This is a genomic window from Rathayibacter sp. VKM Ac-2856 (genome assembly GCF_013205055.1).
In the GTDB taxonomy this organism is placed as follows: Bacteria; Actinomycetota; Actinomycetes; order Actinomycetales; family Microbacteriaceae; genus Rathayibacter.
The window spans coordinates 37,344-56,754 of sequence record NZ_JABMLF010000004.1 but is presented as its reverse complement, the minus strand read 5'-3'; the positions used below and the strand labels follow the sequence as shown (position 1 = coordinate 56,754).

The window sequence follows — 19,411 nt, the reverse complement described above, 5'->3', positions numbered from 1 at the left end:
CGGCCTAGGCGGCCGGGGTGCCCGATGTCTGGGGGACGGGGAGCGGCGCTCCCGAGTCGGAGGCGGGCCGCGGGCCGGAGCCGGCGCCGCCCTTGCGCGGCTTGCCGCGGTACTGCACCGCGTTCAGCAGGACCGCGAAGACGATCACCGCGCCGGTGAAGACGGTCTGCCAGTACGACGAGACGCCGATGATGACGAGGCCGTCGGAGAGGAAGCCGATGACGAACGCGCCGAGCAGCGTGCCGCGGACGGTGCCGACTCCGCCGGTGAGGGCCGCGCCGCCGATGACGACGGCGGCGATCGCGGTGAGCTCGTAGGAGTTTCCGGCGGTGGGGCTGGCGCTGGTGAGCTCGGAGGAGAGGATCAGGCCGGCGATCGCGGCGAACAGGCCCGAGAGCACGTAGACGCGGACCTTGACCCGCTTCACCGGCACGCCCGACAGCTCCGAGGCGCGCTCGTTGCCGCCCGAGGCGTAGAGCCAGCGGCCGAAGACCGTGCGGTTGAGCAGCAGGCTGACCGCGACGGCGACGACGATCATGATCACGACGCCGATCGGCAGGCCGAGCAGGCGGTTGAAGCCGAGCCAGTCGAAGCCGGTGTTGCCGAGCTCGGGCTGCCCGGCGAGGTCGTTGTAGGTGAGGCCGTTGGTCATCAGCAGGCCGACGCCGCGGACGACGTAGAGCATGCCGAGGGTGGCGACGAACGGGGCGACCTTGAAGCGCGCGACCAGGATGCCGTTGATCAGGCCGATCAGCGCGCCGGCGCCGCAGGAGAGCACGACGACCACCCAGAGCGCGGGGTAGAGGGTGACTCCGCCGATCTGCACGCCCTGCATCAGGAAGCCGGCGACGACGCCCGAGAAGCCCAGCGTGGAGCCGACCGAGAGGTCGATGCCGCCGTTGAGGATGACCAGCAGCATGCCGATCGCGAGGATCGCGTAGACCGCCACGTGCGAGGACATCGTGAGGATGTTGCCGACGGTGAAGTAGTTGGGCGAGAGGATCGAGAACACGACGATGATCGCGATCAGCGCGAAGAACGCGCGCCCCTGCAGCAGCAGGCGGCCGAGGTCGAAACCGTCCTTGAAGAGCGCGGGGCGTCGCTGCCCGGTCGCGGTGGAGGTCATTGAGGGCTTCCGTTCCGTAGTGGTCACGAGATCACGGCCTCACCGGAGGCGGCCATGATGTCTTCTTTGGAGACGTCCGAGCCGAACTCGGCCGCGATCCGGCCTCGGCTCATCACGATGATGCGGTGGGCGATGCTGAGGCACTCGCCGACCTCGGAGGTCGTGTAGACGACGGCGAGGCCGTCGCGGGCGCGCTCGGCGAGGAGCCGGAACACCTCGGCCTTGGCGCCGATGTCGATGCCGCGGCTGGGCTCGTCGAGGAGGATCACGTCGGGCTGCGTGGCCAGCATCTTGCCGATGACGACCTTCTGCTGGTTGCCGCCGGAGAGCGAGCCGATCATCGCCTCGCCGCCCGCGGTCTTCACGTGCACGGTGCGGATCGAGTCGGTGACGAGGTCGACCTCGCGGCGGGGGGAGAGGAACAGCCCCTTCACGAAGGAGCCGATGCTCGCGAGCGAGAGGTTCCGGCCGACGGTCATCGTCTGCACCAGGCCGTCGCGCTGGCGGTCCTCGGGGACGAGGCCGAGACCCGCGCCGATCCGCTGGGCGATCGACATCCCGGCCATGTCGCGGCCGTTCTTCGAGATCGTGCCGGCGGTGACGGCGTTGCGGCCGGCGATCGCCTCGAGCAGCTCGGTGCGACCGGCGCCCATCAGCCCGTAGAGGCAGACGATCTCGCCCTTCCGGACGTCGAGGTCGATGCGGTCGACCACGTCGCGGCCGGGGATGGCCGGGTCCGCGACGCTCACTCCGCGCACCGAGAGCGCGACGTCGCCGAACGCGTAGCCGGTGGGCGGGGAGCCGAGGTCGAAGCCCTCGCCGACCATCGCGCGGACGACCCAGGCGAGGTCGATGTCGGCGGCGACGGCGGTCGCGGTGACCGAGCCGTCGCGGAGGACGACGGCGTGGTCGGTGATCTCCAGCGCCTCCTCCAGGTGGTGCGAGATGTAGACGATGGAGACGCCGCGGGCGGTGAGGTCGTGGATGACGGTGAAGAGCACCTCGACTTCGGCGGCGCTGAGGGCGCTGGTCGGCTCGTCCATGATCAGGATCCGCGCGTCGACGGAGAGGGCGCGGGCGATCTCGATCAGCTGCTGCTGGCCGAGCCGCAGATCGGCGACGAGGGTGAGCGGATCGATGTCCTCGCCCAGCTCGTCGAGGACCGCCTTCGCCTGACGCGCCTCCTCGGCGTAGTCGACCCCGGACGGGCCGGTGATCTCGCGGCCGAGGAAGATGTTGTCGCGCACCGAGAGATTGGGGGCGAGGCTCAGCTCCTGGTGGATGATCGAGATGCCGTGCTCGCGGGCGTCGACCGTGTCCTCGAAGGCGACCGGGGTGCCGTTCAGGACGATCTCACCCGAGGTGGGCTGCTCGACGCCGGACAGGATCTTCATCAGCGTCGACTTGCCGGCGCCGTTCTCACCGAAGAGCGTGGTGACCTGGCCGCGGTGCGCCGAGAAGCCGACGCCCTTGAGCGCGCGGGTCGCGCCGTAGGTCTTGACCACGTCGACGGCCTCGAGGACGACCTCGCCGATGCCGGCGACCGGGGCGGCGGCGGCGGTGCTCACTGCACCACCAGCTCGGACGGCGTGACGAGCCATCCGGCGGGGTTGATCAGCTGGAACGCGCCGGTGACCTGGACCGTCTTCCCCTCGAGCGCCGTGGTGTCGAGCGCGCCGAGCACGTCGGTCTTCAGCTGCTCGTTGAGGGCGCTCGCCGCGTCCTGGTAGTCGATCTGGTTGGTGAACTGGCCGAACTGGACGGTGCCGGTGGCGTCGCGGAGGTCGGTGCCGTTGATCGCGGGGCCGGTCTGCACGCGGATGAGGACGTCGCCGGGGACGCCGTCGACCGTGACGGGGTAGATGCCGTTCTGGCCGGCGCCGACCGTGCCGGTGAAGGTGGTGGAGAACTCGGGGCCGGTGCCGCCGGGGACGCCGTACTCGGTGGCGGCGGCGGCGCTGTCGGCGGCGATCGCGGCGGCGAGGGTGGGGGCGTCGACGGCGCGCTCGGCGATGCCCTCCTGGATCACCGGGAAGTTCTCGGCGGCCCAAGACTCGGCGGAGAACTCGGCGGGGCCGGCGCCCAGGTCGGAGTCGGCGCCGACGACCTTGGTGCTGAACGCCATCGCGGCGACGACGACCACGACGACCGCGGCGAGGATCAGCCGGCGGCGGGACGTCGGGAGACGGCTCGAGGTGGGAGGGAGTGCACGCGTCATCGCGGGGTTCCGTTCACTGGGGGTGGAGTGCTTCGTGGAGCTGGTCTGGATCGCTCGGCCGACGGCGTCCCCCGGGGGCGGCTCCGTCGCTGCGGGAGGCCGGCGAACCCGCCTCCGAAGAAGAAATTATGTTCACCACAGAATTTCCGCAAGGCCTGAGACCGAATCGACACCGGATCGGCCGCGCGGCATCGGGTCGCCACCCTCTCTTCCGCGAGAACAGAAATTCTGTTCTTGACATATGTTCTGGAGGAGGTAGGTTCGGGAAGGGCCGCGATGAAGCGGCCCCGCGAACCGACGGAGGCTCCCCTCATGACCACCACCACCCCTTCCCCGCAGGCCGCCCCGCAGGCGCAGGCCACCGGCTCCGACGTGCCCGAGTCGATGCGCGCCGTCGTCGTGCACGGCCCGGAGGACTACCGCCTCGAGACCGTGCCCGTGCCGGTGCCCGCCGCCGGCGAGCTGCTGCTGCGCGTCGACGCGGTCGGCGTCTGCGCGAGCGACCTGAAGTGCTACCACGGCGCCGCCAAGTTCTGGGGCGACGAGAACCGCCCCGCCTGGGCCGAGCGCGACCGCATCGCGGGCCACGAGTTCGTCGGCACCGTCGTGGCCGGCGACGACGCGGCGCTGGCCAAGCGCGGCGTCGCCCTCGGCGACCGCATCGCCTGCGAGCAGATCGTGCCGTGCTGGGAGTGCCGCTACTGCCTGATGGGCGCCTACTGGATGTGCGGACCGCACGACATGTTCGGCTTCAAGGGCTTCGACGGCGCGATGGCCGAGTACGTGCTGGTGCCGACCCGCGCCCTCACCCACCCGGTCAGCCGCGACCTCGCCCCGCAGGTCGCCGCGTTCAGCGAGCCGCTGTCCTGCGCCATGCACGCGGTCGAGCGCGGCAGCATCCAGTTCGACGACGTCGTCGTCATCGCCGGTGCCGGCCCGATCGGCCTCGGCGCGATCGCGGGCACCCGCCAGAAGAACCCGAAGATGGTCATCGCGCTCGACATGAGCGACGAGAAGCTCGCGCTCGCCACCAAGGCCGGCGCCGACCTCGTCATCAACGTCACCAAGCAGGACGCGGTCGCCGTCGTCAAGGAGCTCACCGGCGGCTACGGCGCCGACGTCTACATCGAGGCCACCGGGCACCCCTCGGCCGTCTCGCAGGGCCTCAACATCCTGCGCAAGCTCGGCACCTACGTCGAGTACTCCGTCTTCGGCTCGAACGCGTCGGTCGACTGGTCGATCATCAGCGACGACAAGGAGCTCAACGTGCTCGGCGCCCACCTCGGCCCGAACTGCTGGCCCGCCGCCATCAAGCTGCTCGAGAGCGGCATCCTCCCGATGGACGAGATCTGCACGCACCAGTTCCCGCTCGAGCAGTTCCAGGAGGCGCTCGACCTCGTCGCCGACAGCCAGGGCGGCTCGGTCAAGGTCTCGATCGTCCCGTCGCTGACCGAGGCGGTCGTCGCGGCCGACGCCCGGAGCTGACCCGCATGACGACGATCTACGACGATCCCGACGAGTTCGCCGAGGACCAGCTCGCCGGCTTCCTCTCCCTCTACGCCGACCGCCTGCGCGGCGTGCCGGGCGGAGTGGTCGCGCACCGCACCGCCGGCGCCGAGCCGCAGGTCGCGGTCGTCATCGGCGGCGGCTCCGGGCACTACCCGGCGTTCAGCGGCACGGTCGGCCCGGGGCTGGCGACGGGAGCGGTGGTGGGCAACATCTTCACCTCGCCCTCGGCGGCGCAGGCCTACTCGGTCGCGAAGGCGGCCGATCAGGGGCGCGGAGTGGTGTTCAGCTTCGGCAACTACGCCGGCGACACGATGAACTTCGGCATCGCGGCCGAGCGGCTGCGCAAGGAGGGGATCGACACCCGGATCGTCGTCGTCACGGACGACATCGCCTCGGCCGAGGAGATCGGCAAGCGGCGCGGCATCGCGGGCGACTTCCCGGTGTTCAAGGCGATGGGGGCCGCGGCCGCCGAGGGCGCGTCCCTCGACGAGGTCGAGCGGGTGGGGAACGCGAGCAACGCGGCGACCCGCACGCTCGGCGTCGCGTTCTCGGGCTGCACGATGCCCGGCGCGAGCGAGCCGCTGTTCAGCGTGCCGGAGGGGCACCTCGGACTCGGGCTCGGGATCCACGGCGAGCCCGGCATCCGCGACATCGAGCTGATGCGGGCGGCCGAGCTGGCCGACCTCTTCGCCGACCGGCTGCTGGCCGACCGGCCCTCGGGCGCCGGCACGCGCGTCGCGCCGATCCTGAACGGGCTCGGCACCACGAAGTACGAGGAGCTCTTCCTGCTCTGGCGCCACCTCGCGCGCCGGCTCGAGGAGGCGGGGCTGCAGACGGTCGAGCCCGAGGTCGGCGAGCTGGTCACCAGCCTCGACATGGGCGGCGTCTCGCTGACGCTGCAGTGGCTCGACGACGAGCTCGAGCGCTACTGGCGCGCCGACGCCTACACGCCGGCCTACCGGCGGGTCGCGGCTCCGGTCGCGGCGCTGCTCGCGCCCTCGGGCGAGGACGCCGCGGCGGGCGTCGACGAGTCGGCACCGGCCGCCAGCGATGCGGCCGTGGCGCTCGGCGAGACGGTCCGCACCGCGCTCGGGCGGATGCACGAGCTGCTGACGCGCGAGGAGGAGGCGCTCGGGCGCATCGACGCGGTCGCCGGCGACGGCGATCACGGCCGCGGGATGCTCAAGGGCATCGGCGCGGCGACGCGGCGCCTCGACCGGATCGAGGAGCGCGCCGGCGGCGCCTGGCTGCTGTCCCGCGCGGGGCAGTCCTGGGCGGAGCAGGCGGGCGGCACCTCCGGGGTGCTCTGGGGCGCGGCGCTCGAGGCGCTCGGCGCCTCGCTGACCGACGGGCGCGACGAGTACTCGGCGGCGGACGTCGTGGACGGCGTCGACGCCTTCGCGGAGTCGATCGTCGACCTCGGGCGCGCGAGCGAGGGCGACAAGACCATGCTCGACGCGCTGCTGCCGTTCGCACGGGTGCTGCGCGAGCGGGTGTCCGGCGGGGCGCCGCTCGTCGAGGCGTGGCGGGAGGCGGCGGGTGTCGGCGTCGAGCGCGCCGCGGCGACCGCGGAGCTGCGGCCGAAGGTCGGCCGGGCGCGGCCGCTGGCCGAGAAGAGCCTCGGCACGCCGGACGCGGGCGCGACGTCGATGGGGATGATCCTGACCGCGGTCGGGGACGTCCTCGCGGAGCGGAGCGCGGCGGAGACCACCATCACGGACGCCACTGCAGAAGGAGGAGCGGAATGACCACCACCTATCGGGTCGTCGTCGGATCGGACGACGCGGGCTTCGAGTACAAGGAGGCGCTGAAGGCCGACCTGATGAAGGACGACCGCGTCTCGCTGGTGACGGACGTCGGCGTCGACGCCGACACGCACACCGACTACCCGGACGTCGCGGTCACGGCCGCGCGGATGATCGCCGACGGGTCCGCGGACCGCGCGATCCTGATCTGCGGCACGGGCCTCGGCGTCGCGATCGCGGCGAACAAGGTGCCGGGGGTGCGCGCGGTCACGGCGCACGACTCCTTCTCCATCGAGCGCTCGGTGCTCTCGAACAACGCGCAGGTGCTCTGCATGGGCCAGCGCGTGGTCGGGCTCGAGGTGGCGCGGCGGATGGCGCGGGAGTGGCTCGGCTACGAGTTCGACCCGTCGAGCGCGTCGGCCGGCAAGGTCGCGGCGATCTGCGGCTACGACGGCAGCGCGCCGAAGGGCGTGGACGCTCAGGCGTAGTTATCGGCCCCGCGGCTCCGCTGCGCCAGTCGGTGCACGGTGTCGCGGGTCTCGGGGTAGAGCCGGCGGTAGTCGTCGTACAGCTCGTCGTAGAGCGCGGCGACGGCCGGATCGGGCACGAGGGTCGTCGCGGCGGGGTTCCACTCCTCGATGTCGACCTCGGTGACCAGGCCCGCCGCGAGCACGGCCGAGCCGTAGGCCGCGCCGACCGAGACCGTGGGGATCACCTGCTCCAGGCCGCAGACGTCGCTGACGATCTGCGGCCAGAGCTCGGCCGCGACCCCGCCGCCGGCGCCGACCAGCGCGTCGACCGGGACGCCGTGCTCGCGCAGCACCTCGAGGTGGTGCCGCACGGCGAAGGCCGTGGCCTCGAGGACCGCGCGGTAGAGGTCGCCGCGGGTGGAGCCGACGCCGAGCCCGGCGATCACGCCGCGCGCGTCGGGGTCGGCGATCGGCGAGCGCTCGCCGGCGAAGTAGGGCAGCACGAGGAGTCCGCCGGCGCCCGGTCCGGAGCGCGCGGCCTCGTCGAGCAGCTCGGCCCAGCTGGCGCCGGTGAGTCGGCGCAGCCAGTCGGTGACCGCGCCCGAGGTGGCCATGCCGCCGGCCGCGGTCGGCTCGCCCGGGGCGGCGCCGACCGTCGTCCACATCCCGCCGAGCGGGGTCGGGGCGGCCATCGGCGCGACGAGGAACATGGTGGTGCCGTACTGGAGGAAGACCCGGCCGGGCCGGCGGCGGCCGGCGCTGAGGCTCTCGGCCCAGGCGTCGATGGTGCCGAAGATCACGGGGACGCCGCTCGGGAGTCCCGTCGCGGCGGCGGCCTCGGGGGTGATGCGGCCCGCGGTCTCGCCCGGCCAGCCGAGGCGGGGGAGTGCGAGGCCGGGGGCGAGGAGCGCGGCCCACTCGTCGATCCACTCGGCGCGGACCACGTCGTAGAGCGGGGTGCACTGGCTGGCGGAGTGGTGGTCGAGGACGTACTCGCCGGTGAGCAGCTCGACGAGCCGCGAGGACGGCATGGTGAAGCGCTCGGCGCGGCGCCAGAGCTCGGGCTCGTGGCGGGCGACCCAGGCGAGCTTGACGCCCGCGGCCTGCGCCGAGAGTCCGGAGCCGGTGCGGGCGCGCATCGCGTCCTCGCCGCCGAGGAGGGCGGTCACCTCGTCGAGCATGCCGACGCTGCGGGTGTCGACGCCGTAGAGGATCGCCGGGCGCAGCGGCTCGCCGGCCGCGTCGGTGAGGAGCACGCACGGGCCCATGCCGCTGACGCCGACCGCGACGACGACGCCGTGCGGGACGGCGGCGGTGAGCTCGGCGACGAGGCTGCGGAACTCGTCCCACCAGACCCCGGAGTCCATCTCGACCCAGCCCTGCCGCGGGCGGTCGACGACGTGCGCGCGGGCCGCCTCGGCGAGCACCCGGCCGTCGAGGCCGACGAGGATCGCCTTGGTGCTCGACGTGCCGATGTCGACTCCGAGAACCACGTCCACGTCTCGTCCTCCTGCTGGGCTGCACCGACCACCGGCGCCCTCGAGCTTAGGGCGGCGGCCTGCGGCCCCCGCATGCTGGTCGAGCAGCCCGGAGACGGCCGCCCCATGCTGGTCGAGTAGCCCGCAGGGCGTATCGAGACCGACGTGATCGTGCGGTGGATCTCGATACGCCCGCTGCGCGGGCTGCTCGATCAGCATGGAGTGCGCGCGTCCCGCGCGCACAAGGAGTGCATGGGCCTCTCGATGGGCGGGCCTGCGGCCCCGCCCCATGCTGGTCGAGCAGCCCGGAGGGCGTATCGAGACCGACGTGATCGTGCGAGGGATCTCTCGATACGCCCGCTGCGCGGGCTACTCGATCAGGATGGACGTGGGCCGCGCCGCCGAGGCGTCCTCGAGACGTCGAGGCGTCCCGCTGCTCCTGGACGTCTCGACCGTCCGGGGATGTCTCGGCCGGCCGGCCCGCAGGGTCGCCCCATGCTGGTCGAGTAGCCCGCAGGGCGTATCGAGACCGACGTGATCGTGCGGTGGATCTCGATACGCCCGCTCTGCGGGCTACTCGATCAGCATGGAGTGCGGACGGTCCCGCGGCCCCGCCTGCCGGGGGGCGCCGCGTCAGCGGGGGCGGCACTCCAGGCTGAGCCAGAGCTCGAAGCAGGCGCTGCGGGAGAGGGCGGTGGCGCCGATGGAGGCGCGGCCCATCCGGCCGGCGTCGGGGCCGAAGACGTCGAGGAGGAGGTCGCTCGCCGCGTTCGAGACCTCGTTGAGGCGCTCGAAGCCGGGTGGGCAGAGCACGAAGCAGAGCCCGCGGGAGAGGGCGACGACCTCGTCGAGCGAGCCGAGGGCCGCGCGGATCATCCCGAGCGCGTTCACCGCGGTGTAGCGCGCCGCCTCCCGCGCCTGCTCGAGCGTGATGTCGACGCCGACGGCCCCCGGATGCAGCAGGGCGCCGTCGCGCGACTCCGGGGTGATGCCGCTGAGCTCGAGCAGGTCGCCGGTGCGGTGGGACGCGCGCAGCGTGCTGCCGCCGTAGCGCCCGCCGTAGGGCGGGTCGAGGTAGTCGGGGATCGCGAGACCGAGCTCGCGGGCGCGCCGTTCTGCGGAATGCCCGTCGGCGGAGTGCGTGTCGGCGGAGTGGCTCATGCCGCCAGCGTATCCGGCGGTAGCCAGAATGGATACAACCTGCGTACGATGGGATCCATTCAGGGGTCGGCGGTACGGCGACCGCGAGAAGGGACCTGCAGATGACGATCGGCCTCACCGGTGGCGCCCCCGCCCGGACGTCCATCGATGTGGCCGCCGAGCGCGCGCGCACCGCGGGAACGGCCGGCCGGCACTACTTCAACGCCGCCGGCGCCGGCCTGATGAGCGACTCCGTCCTCGAGACCGTGATCGCGCACCTCCGCCTCGAGCAGCGGGTCGGCGGCTACGAGGCCGCGAACCTCGTCGTCGACCGGGTCGACGCCGCCTACGCCGCGGCGGCCGCTCTGCTCCGCGCCGACGCCGACGAGATCGCCTTCTTCGACAGCGCGACCACCGGCCTCCGCGCCGTCTTCGACGCGCTCCGCCTCGGCCCCGGCGACACCGTGCTCGCCCCGCGCTCGAGCTACGTCAGCCAGGCGCTGCGACTGCTCGCGCTCGAGCGCTACGACGGCGTCCGGCTGATCCTCCTCCCCAACGACTCCAGCGGCGGCCTCGACGTCGAGGCGCTCGAGAGCGCCCTCGCCACCGCGAGCGGCCGCACCGTGATCAGCGCCGTGCACGTGCCCACCTCCTCCGGACTCGTCGAGCCGGTCGCCGCGATCGGCGCCCTCGCCCGCCGCTACGGCGCGACCACCGTGCTCGACGCGACCCAGTCGGTCGGCCAGCTCGACATCGACGTGCGCGCGATCGGCTGCGACGCCCTCGTCACGACCGGCCGCAAGTTCCTCCGCGGGCCGCGCGGCACCGGGCTGGTCTTCCTCCGCCGCGGTCTGCTCGACGGCCTCGGGGCCTGGGCGCCCGACGTGCGAGGCTCGCAGTGGACGAGCGAGCAGGAGTGGACCATGGACGGGACGGCGAGAGCCCTCGAGACCTGGGAGTCGTCGGTGTCGCTGCGGCTCGGGCTCGGCGAGGCGCTGCGCGAGGCGCTCGAGCGCGGCACGGCGGCGACCGAGGCGCACCTGGTGGCGCTCGGCGCGCGGCTGCGCACCCGGCTGTCCGCGATCGGCGGCGTCACCGTGGCGGATCCGCCCGCGTCGCCCTCCGGCATCGTCACCTTCGTGCTCGACGGCGTGCCCGGCAAGGCGGTCTCGGCGCGGCTGCGGGAGGCGGGCGTCGACTCGCTCGCGGTGCCCGCCTCGCACGCGCAGTGGGACCTCGGTGCGCGCGGGCTCGCGAGCGTCGTCCGGGTGTCGCCGCACGTCTACACGGACGAGTCGGACGTCGAGGCGCTGCTCGCGGCGGTCGCGGGAGTCGCCGAGGGGGCGGACGCGTGACGGCGCCCGGCGCCGTGCCCGACGGCACCGTGCCCGACGGCACCGTGCACGACGCGATCGTCGTCGGCCTCGGCATCCACGGCTCCGCCGCCGTCCTCGAGCTCGCGCGGCGCGGGCGCGACGTGGTGGGGATCGAGCAGTTCGGCCCCGGGCACGTCCGCGGCTCGTCGCACGGCGCGACCCGGATGATCCGCCGCGCCTATCCGAGCCCCGTCTGGAACGACCTGGTCGACCGCGCCTTCCGCGGCTGGGACCGCTGGGCCGATCTGGCCGGCGCGCCGTTCGTGCACCCCACCGGCGGCCTCTACGCGCACCGCGGCGAGGCGGCGCTGCAGGGCGGGCGCAGCCGGCCGGTCGCCGTGCCCGACACGTCCTTCGCTCCGCCCGCCGACTACGGGGTCGTGCACGATCCCGACGCGGGAGTCGTCGAGGCCGCCCGCGCGCTGGCCTTCGCGCAGTCCGCCGCGACGGCCGCGGGCGCCGAGCTGCGCTTCGACGAGGAGGTGCTCGACTGGAGCGTCGACCGCGGGAGCCACGGGGCCGACAGCGCCGCCGACAGCACCGGCAGTGGCGCCGCCGGGATCGTCACCGTCCGCACCTCCGCCGGCGAGCTGCGCGCCCGCCGGCTCGTCGTCACCGGCGGCGCCTGGGTCGAGCGGCTGCTGCCCGAGACCGCGGGCTTCTTCGAGGTGCAGCGGATCCTGACCCTCACCGTCCCGGCCGGGCAGAGCGTCGCGCAGCCGCCGGCGCTCGGCTGCTTCTCGGTCGACCTGCCGGACGGGCTCGTCTTCGGCCTGCCCGAGGCGGCCGGCTCCGGCGCCAAGATCGGCGTCGACGCCGGACCGGTCTGGGACCCGGCGGTGCCCGTCGCCCCGCCGACCGAGGCCGAGATCGCGCACCTGGCCGGCCTGCTGCGCCGATTCGTCCCCGGGATCGAGACCGACGGCGGCGAGGCCACCGCCTGCCTCTACACGATGACCCCCGACAAGCGCTTCGTCGTCGGCGCGCTGCCCGGCCGCCCCGAGGTGCTGATCGGCGCGGCCTGCTCGGGCCACGGCTTCAAGTTCGGCCCGGCGATCGGCGAGGCGCTGGCCGACCTCGTCGACGGCGTCGCCCGCCCCGACCTCGACTTCCTCAGCCCGGACCGGACGGTGACCGCATGACCCTCTCCCCGCCTCCCGCCCGCGTCGCCGTCGCGGCGCCGCACCCCGCCGCCCTCGACGCGGCGGCCCGCGCCATCGCCGACGGCGGCGACGCGATCGACGCCGCCCTGGCCGCGGCCACCGCGCTCACCGTCGTCTACCCGCACCAGTGCGGTCTCGGCGGCGACCTGATCGCCCTCGTCCGCCGCCCCGGCGAGGACGTCGTCGCGGTGGTCTCGGCCGGAGCGGCGCCCGCCGGCATCGACGTCGCGGCGCTCGCTCGCGAGGAGCGGATGCCGCGCCAGGGCGCGCAGACCGTCACGATCCCCGGAGCGGTCGCCGGCTGGCGCGCGATCGCCGGTCTCGGCGGTCGCCTGGGCCTGGACACGCCGCTGCGCCGCGCTGCCGAGCTGGCCGCCGAGGGCGTCCCGGTCTCCGCGGGGCTCGGACGCGCCATCGCGCTCCGCCGCGAGGAGCTGCTGGCCGACGAGGGCATGCGCGGCGTCTTCGGCGACGGGGCCGGCGGGCTCCTCGGCGAGGGCGACCTGCTGGTGCAGCCGGCGCTCGCCGCCTCGCTGGCCGAGCTCGTCGACGATCCCGGAGCGTTCTACCGCGGCCGGATCGCCGACTCCCTCGCCGCGCGCCTGGCCGCGCTCGGCGGCGCGCACACTCCCGCCGACTTCGCCGCGCACGAGGCCGAGCTCGTCGAGCCGGCCGTCTCGCGCGAGGGCGGCGTGCGCTGGTGGGTCGCTCCGCCGCCGAGCCAGGGCGTGGTGCTGCTCGGCGTCCTGCCCGAGGCGCTCTCGGGCGACACGGCGGCGCTCGTCGGAGCCGTCCGCGACGCGGCGCTCGTGCGGCAGGCCGAGCTCGGCGACCCGCGCGGCGGCGCGATCGACGTCGAGGCGATGCTCGACCCGCGCCGGCTCTCGCGCGGCGCGCTGCCGCGGGCCGGCCGCGCGCTCGGCGACACGGTCGCGGTCACGGCCGCCGACACCGACGGCACCGTCGTCACGCTGATCCAGAGCGTGTACCAGCTCTTCGGCTCGGGCATCCTCGACCCCGGGACCGGCATCGTGCTGCACAACCGCGGCTCCGCCTTCAGCACCGACCCCGCGCACCCCGGCCGGGTGGGCCCGGGGCTGCGGCCGCCGCACACGCTGCTGCCGGTGATCGCGGAGCGCGCCGGGAGCGCCGATCGTTCCGGGAGCGCCGCAGATGCCGGGCTCGTGCTCGGGCTCGGCTGCCAGGGCGGCAGCGCCCAGCCGTGGATCCTCGCGCAGCTCGTCCGCGATCTGCTCGACCCCGCCGCGGACCCCGCCGCCGTACTCGAGCGCCCGCGCTTCGTCGTCGGAGCGCGCGACCTCGGCCACGAGGAGCTGACGCTCGTCGCCGAGCCGGGAGTGCCCGACGCGGTCGCGGCGGCGGAGGCGCTCGGACTGCCGGTCGCCGCGGTGTCCGGGCCGGTCGACGAGGCCGGCCACGTCCAGCTCGTGCGGCTGCACGCCGACGGCCGCCTCGACGCGGCCAGCGATCCGCGGGCCGACGGTCGCGCGCTCGTCGCGGGCGCGGGCTGACCCTCGCCCGGCGTCGCGGCTGTGAGCCGTGACCGCCTCGAGGAGCCGGCCCCGTCGCTCCGCTCCTCTCTCCTCTCTTATGAAGTCCCACGCCTGACGCCCCGAACCGAAGGACCGCCGCCGCCATGAGCGCCACCAGCACCGCCTCCGCCAGCACCAGCACCGCCGCCGCCACCGCCCACGTGCTCGACCCGCTCGCCGCCGCCGAGATCGCCTCCTTCGTCGCCGCCGTCCGCGCGAGCGATCGGATCGGCGCGCGCCCGCGGTTCTGGGGCATCAGCCTCGACGAGGAGAAGGCCCGCGGCGTCGAGCCCGGCGGCGCCCGCCCGGTGCGACTGGTCGTGCTCGACCCGGACGCCCGCGCGGCCTGGGAGGTGCGCGGCTGGACCGCCGGCCCCGACAGCCCCGCGATCGTCGAGGTCTGGACCGACGTCGACCACCGCCGCCCCGGCGTCTCCAGCGACGAGGCGCGGCTGATCGCGCAGGCCGCCCGCACCTCGCCGCTGCTGAAGGAGGCGCTCGCCCTCCGCGGCATCACCGACACCTCGCTGGTCTGGGTCGACCCGGAGTCGATCACCGGCTTCGTCCCCGAGGACCTCGCCGACCGCAGGCTCAGCTGGGGCACGGTCTGGTACCGCGAGTTCCCCGAGGACAACGGCTACGCCCGCCCGGTCGCCGGTCTCGTGCCGATCCTGGACCTCGACACGCTCGAGGTGATCCGGATCGAGGACCACGGCGTGATCCCGATGGCGAGCGAGACCGGCGTCTACACCGCGGGCACCTGGGGCCCCGACCGCGAGGTGTCGAAGCTCGACATCGTCCAGGCCGACGGCCCGGGCTTCGCGATCGAGGGGCACCGGGTGCAGTGGCAGAACTGGTCGTTCCGGGTCGGCTTCAGCCACCGCGAGGGGCTCGTGCTGCACGAGCTGACGTACCGCGACGGCGATGTCGAGCGCCCGGTGCTGGCGCGCGCCGCCGTCAACGAGATGTACGTGCCGTACCTCGACAGCGACCCCACCGCCTACCGCAAGAACTTCTTCGACTGGGGCGAGTACGGCGCCGGCCCGCTCACCGCGAGCCTCGAGCTCGGCTGCGACTGCCTCGGCGAGATCCGCTACTTCGACGTCGACTACCTCGACGGCCACGGCGAGCCGCAGACCATCGCGAACGGCATCTGCCTGCACGAGGAGGACGACTCGATCCTCTGGAAGCACGTGAACACCCGCACCGGCAGCGCCGAGGTGCGCCGCAGCCGCCGCCTGGTGATCTCGAGCTTCGCGACCGTCGCGAACTACGACTACGGCTTCTACTGGTCGCTCTACCAGGACGGCTCGGTCGAGCTCGAGGTGAAGCTGACCGGGCTGATGTCGGTGAGCGGCATCGCCGACGGCGAGGTGCCGCGCTCGGGGCGGAGGGTCGCGCCGAACGTGCAGGCGCCGATCCACCAGCACTACTTCGCGGTCCGCCTCGACACGGCGATCGACGGACCGCTGAACCGCCTGGTCGAGGTGCACGCCGAGGCCGACCCCGACGAGACGACCAACCCGCACGGCAACGCCTGCCTCGCGATCGAGACGCCGCTGGCCTCGGAGTCGGTGGCCGCCCGCCGCGCCGATCCGTCGCGGGCCCTGCACTGGCGGATCGAGAGCGAGTCCGCGCAGAACCGCTACGGCGAGGCGACCGCCTACCGCCTGGCGCTGCAGAACACCGCGCAGCTCTACGCCCGCCCGGGCAGCGTCGTCGAGCGGAAGGCGCCCTTCGTCGGGCAGCACCTCTGGGCCAGCGCCTTCGACCCGGAGGAGCGCTTCATCGCCGGCGAGTACCCCAACCAGGGCGAGCTCGGCGACGACGGCGTGCACGTCTGGCAGCGCGCCGACCGCTCGCTGGACAACGAGCGCCTCGTGCTCTGGCCGGTGCTCGGCGTGCACCACTTCCCGCGGCCGGAGCAGTGGCCGATCATGCCGGTCGACCGGATCAGCCTGCGGCTGGAGCCGGACGGGTTCTTCGACCGGAACCCGTCGCTCGACGTGCCGGCGTCTGAGTCGGCGCACTGCGCGCCGGGGATGCCGGCCGAGGCGCACGCGTGCCACCCTGCCGCCGCCGATGCCTCCGACGCCTCCGACGCTCACGCCGGGCACGAGCACGCCGAGCAGCAGCACGGCCACGAGGGCGGCCGCTGATGGCGGCGCCGCTCGCCGCCCACCTCGCCGACAGCTCGGCGGGGGCGCTCGCCGCGGCCGTCGCCTCCGGCGAGGTCTCGGCCGTCGAGGTGATGCGCGCGCACCTGGAGCGGATCGAGGAGCGGAACCCGTCGATCCGCGCCGTCGTCTCGCAGCAGCCCGACTCCGTGTCGCTCGCCGCCGCGTCGGACGCCGACCGCCGCACCGCCGAGGCCCGCGCGGCCGGCGAGCCGCTGCCGCCGCTGCACGGTCTGCCGACCGCGGTGAAGGACCTGATGGACGTCGCCGGCTTCCCGACGACGAACGGCTCCGCCGCCTTCGCCGACGCCGCGCCCGCCGCGCACGACAGCGTCCTCGCGACGCTGCTGCGCGAGTCCGGCGCCCTGATCATCGGCAAGACGAACACCCCCGAGATGGGCCAGGGCGTGCTGACCTTCAACCCGGTCTTCGGCACCACCGTGAACCCGTGGGACGTCTCGCGCCACGCGGGCGGGTCGAGCGGAGGCGCGGCCGCCGCCCTCGCCGCGCGGATGCTGCCGATCGCCGACGGCTCCGACAGCGGCGGGAGCCTGCGCTACCCGGCCGCGTTCTGCAACGTCGTCGGCGTGCGCCCGAGCCCCGGCCGCGTGGCGAGCGGGCGCACCGGCAACGCGTGGACCCCGCACGGCGTGACCGGGCCGATGGCGCGCGACTCCGCCGACGCCGCGCTCTTCCTCGACGCGCTCTCGGTCGAGAAGAGCGTCTGGCCGCTGTCGTCGCTGCCCGTGCACGCGGCGCGGCCCATCACCGTCGAGGGCCTGCGGATCGCCTGGAGCGACGATGCCGGCGGGCTGCCGATCGATCCCGACGTGCGCGCCGTGCACGCCGCGTTCGCCGCGCAGCTGGCCGGGCTCGGCGCCGTGCTCGAGGCCGACGAGCCCGACTTCGCGGGCGCCGACGAGGCGTGGGAGACCATCGAGACCTTCGAGTTCTTCCTCGGCGGCCGGCACGCCGTCGACGCGGGCGCCACCGGATTCCGCCCCGACTACGTCCGCAACGTCGAGCAGGGCCGCGCGACGACCGCGACGCAGCTCGCCGACGCCTACGAGCGCCGCACCCGCCTCTTCCGCGACACCGCCCGCGTCCTCGAGACGCACGACGTGCTGATCCTGCCCGCGACCCCCGTCGTCGCCCCGCCCGCCGACCTCGAGTGGGTGCCGTCCGTCGACGGCCACGACTTCGACCGCTACTTCACCTGGCAGATGCTCGCCAACCGCCTGACCCTGACGGCCCACCCCGTCGTCGTCACCTCCGCCGGCTTCACCCCCGAGGGCCTGCCCGTCGGCGTCCAGGTCGTCGGCCGCCACGGCCGCGAGGCCCAGCTGCTCGCCGTCACCCGCGCCCTGGAGGAGGCCACGGGCTGGATCGCCCGCACCCCGTCGCTCTGACGCGCGCGGCCGGCGTCGGCTTCCCGCTCGCCCCTCGCCCCCCTGCCTCCCCACCCTCCAAAAGTTGCGGTAGTCGCGCCCCACTACCGCAACTTCCGAAGACTCGCGGCGGTGCGCGGAGGCCGGTCCGGGCGGGTCGGCTCTCCACTCCTCAAAAGTTGCGGTAGTCGCGCCCGACTACCGCAACTTTCGAAGACTCGCTGCGGTGCCGGACGGTGCGCGACGGCCGATCCGGGCGGGTCGGCCCCCACCCTCCAGAAGTTGCGGTAGTCGTGCCCAAGTACCGCAACTTTTGGAGAGTGGAGGCGGTGCGCGGGGGCCGACCGGGACGGGGCGCGGGAGTGATCGCGCAGAACATCAGCCGGGAGGCGTGCTCATCGCCCATCGGCGATGAGCGGCACTCCTGGCTGATGTTCTGCATCGGTTGCCGGGCCGGCGCCGCCCGGGATGCCCCCGCCGGGGCCGATCCGGGGCGTGAGCCGCGCCCAACGTCAGCCAGGAGGCACCGGCCTCCTCTGACGGAGGAGGCCCCCCACTCTCCGCTGACGTTGTGCGGGCGCGGGGCCGAGCAGCGTTGCTCCCGCCGCCCGCCGCGCCCGTGATCGAATGGGAGGCGACCGAAGGAGGTGCCGTGCGCCAGATCCCCCGCATCCGGCTCGACCCTCGCATCCCCGCGCCGCCGTTCGCCGACGCGGAGGCGTCGGCCGCGTTCCACCGGTCCCTCGCGATCCACGTGGCCGAGCTCGGCCGCGCCGCGGGCGGGCCGTTCGTGGAGACGCTCGCGGTGTGCGCCCTCGTGGAATCCGGGCGTGGGCAGGCGACTCCGCTGCCGACCCAGCCCGTGCTCGCCACGGCGCTGCGCACCTTCTTCCCCGCCGCCTGGACGCCCGCCTCCCTCGTCACCGTCGCGCGCGAGGTGCTGCCGTCGCGGGACGCCCCCGGCTGGCAGGCGGGCGCGGACCGCCTCTCCCACGACGGCGATCCGCTGTGGCGGGCCCGGCGCGACTCCGCCGGCCGCTGGAGCGCGCAGTGGATCGAGCGCGGAGTCGCCCGCCCCGACGTGACCGCCGAGGACGACGACGAGATGGTGCTCCACCTGATGGCGCACCTCACCGATCCGTTCCCCTATCCCTACGCCTGGTCGGGCACGGAGGAGGAGTCGGCCCGGCGCCGCGCCGACGCGGCTGAGATCGCGCGGGTCTTCGCGCTCGAGCGTCGGCTGCCGTACCTCGAGCGCTGGTCGCAGCACTGAACTAGGCGATCGGCCGCCGCGCCGCGATGTCCGCCGCCTGCGCGACTCCCGACCGCCACGGCACCCCGTGCCCCGGAAGCAGCACCGCCGCCCCGGTCGCCGCCAGCACCTCGAGCGACGCGAGCGACACCCGGGTGTCCGCGGTCGCCGCACGGGCCACGAGATGAGGGCCGGTCCGGGCGGAGTACGGATCGAGCGTCACCAGGGCGTCCCCGCCGATCACCGCGCCGCGCTCGGGCAGGTGCAGCGAGACGTGCCCGTCGGTGTGACCGGGCGTCGCCAGCACGACGGGGGAGCCGGGCACGTCGAGCACGGCGCCCGGCTCGAGGGCGGTCGTGCCGGTGAGCGGCGGCACCCGCAGCGCTCCCGCCCGCGCCATCGCGCCCAGCACGGGGATCGCCGACGGGTGGCGCAGCGGGTACAGCAGCGGCGTGCGCTGACGGCGGTAGGAGTAGGGGTGCGCGGCGAGCCGGGCGTCGGCGGCGTGCAGCCACACCGGCACACCGCGCTCGCGCAGCCGCCCGGCGAAGCCGAGGTGGTCGAAGTGCGCGTGCGTGAGGACGAGCGCGTCGATGTCGGCGAGCCCTCGGCCGAGGACGTGAAGGGCGCGCAGCAGGTGCGGCCAGGTCCCCGGCAGCCCCGCGTCGACGACGGTCAGCCGCCCGCCTTCCTCGACGATCAGCACGTTGGTGTATGCGTGCTCGATCCGGTGCACCCCCTCGACCTCGTGCCGGTGGAGACTCGCGCCCCCGCGCCGCCGCCCGCCCGTGTCCGCGCTCATGCCGCCTCCTGCTC

At 74.3% G+C, this 19,411-nt stretch carries 15 protein-coding genes; 9 read left to right on the top strand and 6 right to left on the bottom strand.

Annotation, left to right across the window (positions count from 1 at the left end; translation table 11 throughout):
- Window positions 1-4 precede the first annotated feature (4 nt).
- Genes HQQ82_RS13240 through HQQ82_RS13230 form a run of 3 tightly spaced genes read right to left on the bottom strand, consistent with a single transcriptional unit; the run spans window position 5 to window position 3,344 of the window.
- Window positions 5-1,126, bottom strand: coding sequence for an ABC transporter permease (locus tag HQQ82_RS13240; protein WP_173233956.1), 1,122 nt, complete (start codon window positions 1,124-1,126; stop codon window positions 5-7).
- Between the two features lie 23 nt (window positions 1,127-1,149).
- The gene (locus tag HQQ82_RS13235; protein WP_367947960.1) at window positions 1,150-2,694 is read right to left on the bottom strand and encodes a sugar ABC transporter ATP-binding protein; all 1,545 of its coding nucleotides are present in this window, start codon (window positions 2,692-2,694) and stop codon (window positions 1,150-1,152) included.
- A complete protein-coding gene (locus tag HQQ82_RS13230) occupies window positions 2,691-3,344 on the bottom strand; it encodes a DUF2291 family protein (protein ID WP_173233952.1) in 654 nt (217 codons plus the stop codon). Before HQQ82_RS13230 ends, HQQ82_RS13235 begins: the two co-directional genes overlap by 4 nt.
- 312 nt (window positions 3,345-3,656) lie before the next feature.
- On the opposite strand from HQQ82_RS13230, the gene HQQ82_RS13225 reads away from it, so the two are divergent.
- Genes HQQ82_RS13225 through HQQ82_RS13215 form a run of 3 tightly spaced genes read left to right on the top strand, consistent with a single transcriptional unit; the run spans window position 3,657 to window position 7,086 of the window.
- Window positions 3,657-4,829, top strand: a complete 1,173-nt coding sequence (locus HQQ82_RS13225; protein ID WP_173233950.1) for a zinc-binding dehydrogenase — start codon at window positions 3,657-3,659, stop codon at window positions 4,827-4,829.
- Between the two features lie 5 nt (window positions 4,830-4,834).
- Window positions 4,835-6,601, top strand: a complete 1,767-nt coding sequence (locus HQQ82_RS13220) for a dihydroxyacetone kinase family protein (RefSeq protein WP_173233948.1) — start codon at window positions 4,835-4,837, stop codon at window positions 6,599-6,601.
- On the top strand, window positions 6,598-7,086 hold the full coding sequence (locus tag HQQ82_RS13215; protein ID WP_173233946.1) for a ribose-5-phosphate isomerase: 489 nt from the start codon (window positions 6,598-6,600) through the stop codon (window positions 7,084-7,086). The genes HQQ82_RS13220 and HQQ82_RS13215 overlap by 4 nt, the downstream gene beginning before the upstream one ends.
- On the opposite strand, the gene HQQ82_RS13210 is transcribed toward HQQ82_RS13215, so the two are convergent.
- Window positions 7,077-8,567, bottom strand: a complete 1,491-nt coding sequence (locus HQQ82_RS13210; RefSeq protein ID WP_173233944.1) for an FGGY family carbohydrate kinase — start codon at window positions 8,565-8,567, stop codon at window positions 7,077-7,079. The genes HQQ82_RS13215 and HQQ82_RS13210 overlap by 10 nt on opposite strands.
- A gap of 612 nt (window positions 8,568-9,179) precedes the next feature.
- Window positions 9,180-9,707 carry a RidA family protein gene (locus tag HQQ82_RS13205; protein ID WP_173233942.1) on the bottom strand — a complete coding sequence of 176 codons (528 nt, stop codon included), beginning with the start codon at window positions 9,705-9,707 and terminating at the stop codon, window positions 9,180-9,182.
- 101 nt (window positions 9,708-9,808) lie between these two features.
- On the opposite strand from HQQ82_RS13205, the gene HQQ82_RS19590 reads away from it, so the two are divergent.
- From HQQ82_RS19590 to HQQ82_RS13180, 6 genes are all read left to right on the top strand, one after another.
- Entirely contained in the window at window positions 9,809-11,041 is a 1,233-nt protein-coding gene (locus HQQ82_RS19590) for an aminotransferase class V-fold PLP-dependent enzyme (RefSeq protein ID WP_216848605.1), read from the top strand.
- On the top strand, window positions 11,038-12,204 hold the full coding sequence (locus HQQ82_RS19585; protein WP_216848604.1) for an FAD-dependent oxidoreductase: 1,167 nt from the start codon (window positions 11,038-11,040) through the stop codon (window positions 12,202-12,204). Before HQQ82_RS19590 ends, HQQ82_RS19585 begins: the two co-directional genes overlap by 4 nt.
- Entirely contained in the window at window positions 12,201-13,757 is a 1,557-nt protein-coding gene (locus HQQ82_RS13195) for a gamma-glutamyltransferase (protein WP_173233940.1), read from the top strand. The genes HQQ82_RS19585 and HQQ82_RS13195 overlap by 4 nt, the downstream gene beginning before the upstream one ends.
- Before the next feature lie 125 nt (window positions 13,758-13,882).
- A complete protein-coding gene (locus HQQ82_RS13190; RefSeq protein WP_173233938.1) occupies window positions 13,883-15,937 on the top strand; it encodes a primary-amine oxidase in 2,055 nt (684 codons plus the stop codon).
- Window positions 15,937-17,364: an amidase gene (locus HQQ82_RS13185; RefSeq protein WP_173233936.1), complete on the top strand. Its 1,428-nt coding sequence runs from the start codon at window positions 15,937-15,939 to the stop codon at window positions 17,362-17,364. Before HQQ82_RS13190 ends, HQQ82_RS13185 begins: the two co-directional genes overlap by 1 nt.
- 631 nt (window positions 17,365-17,995) lie before the next feature.
- A complete protein-coding gene (locus HQQ82_RS13180) occupies window positions 17,996-18,616 on the top strand; it encodes a hypothetical protein (RefSeq protein WP_173233934.1) in 621 nt (206 codons plus the stop codon).
- Window position 18,617: 1 nt separating this feature from the next.
- On the opposite strand, the gene HQQ82_RS13175 is transcribed toward HQQ82_RS13180, so the two are convergent.
- Entirely contained in the window at window positions 18,618-19,397 is a 780-nt protein-coding gene (locus HQQ82_RS13175; protein WP_173233932.1) for an MBL fold metallo-hydrolase, read from the bottom strand.
- Window positions 19,398-19,411 lie beyond the last annotated feature (14 nt).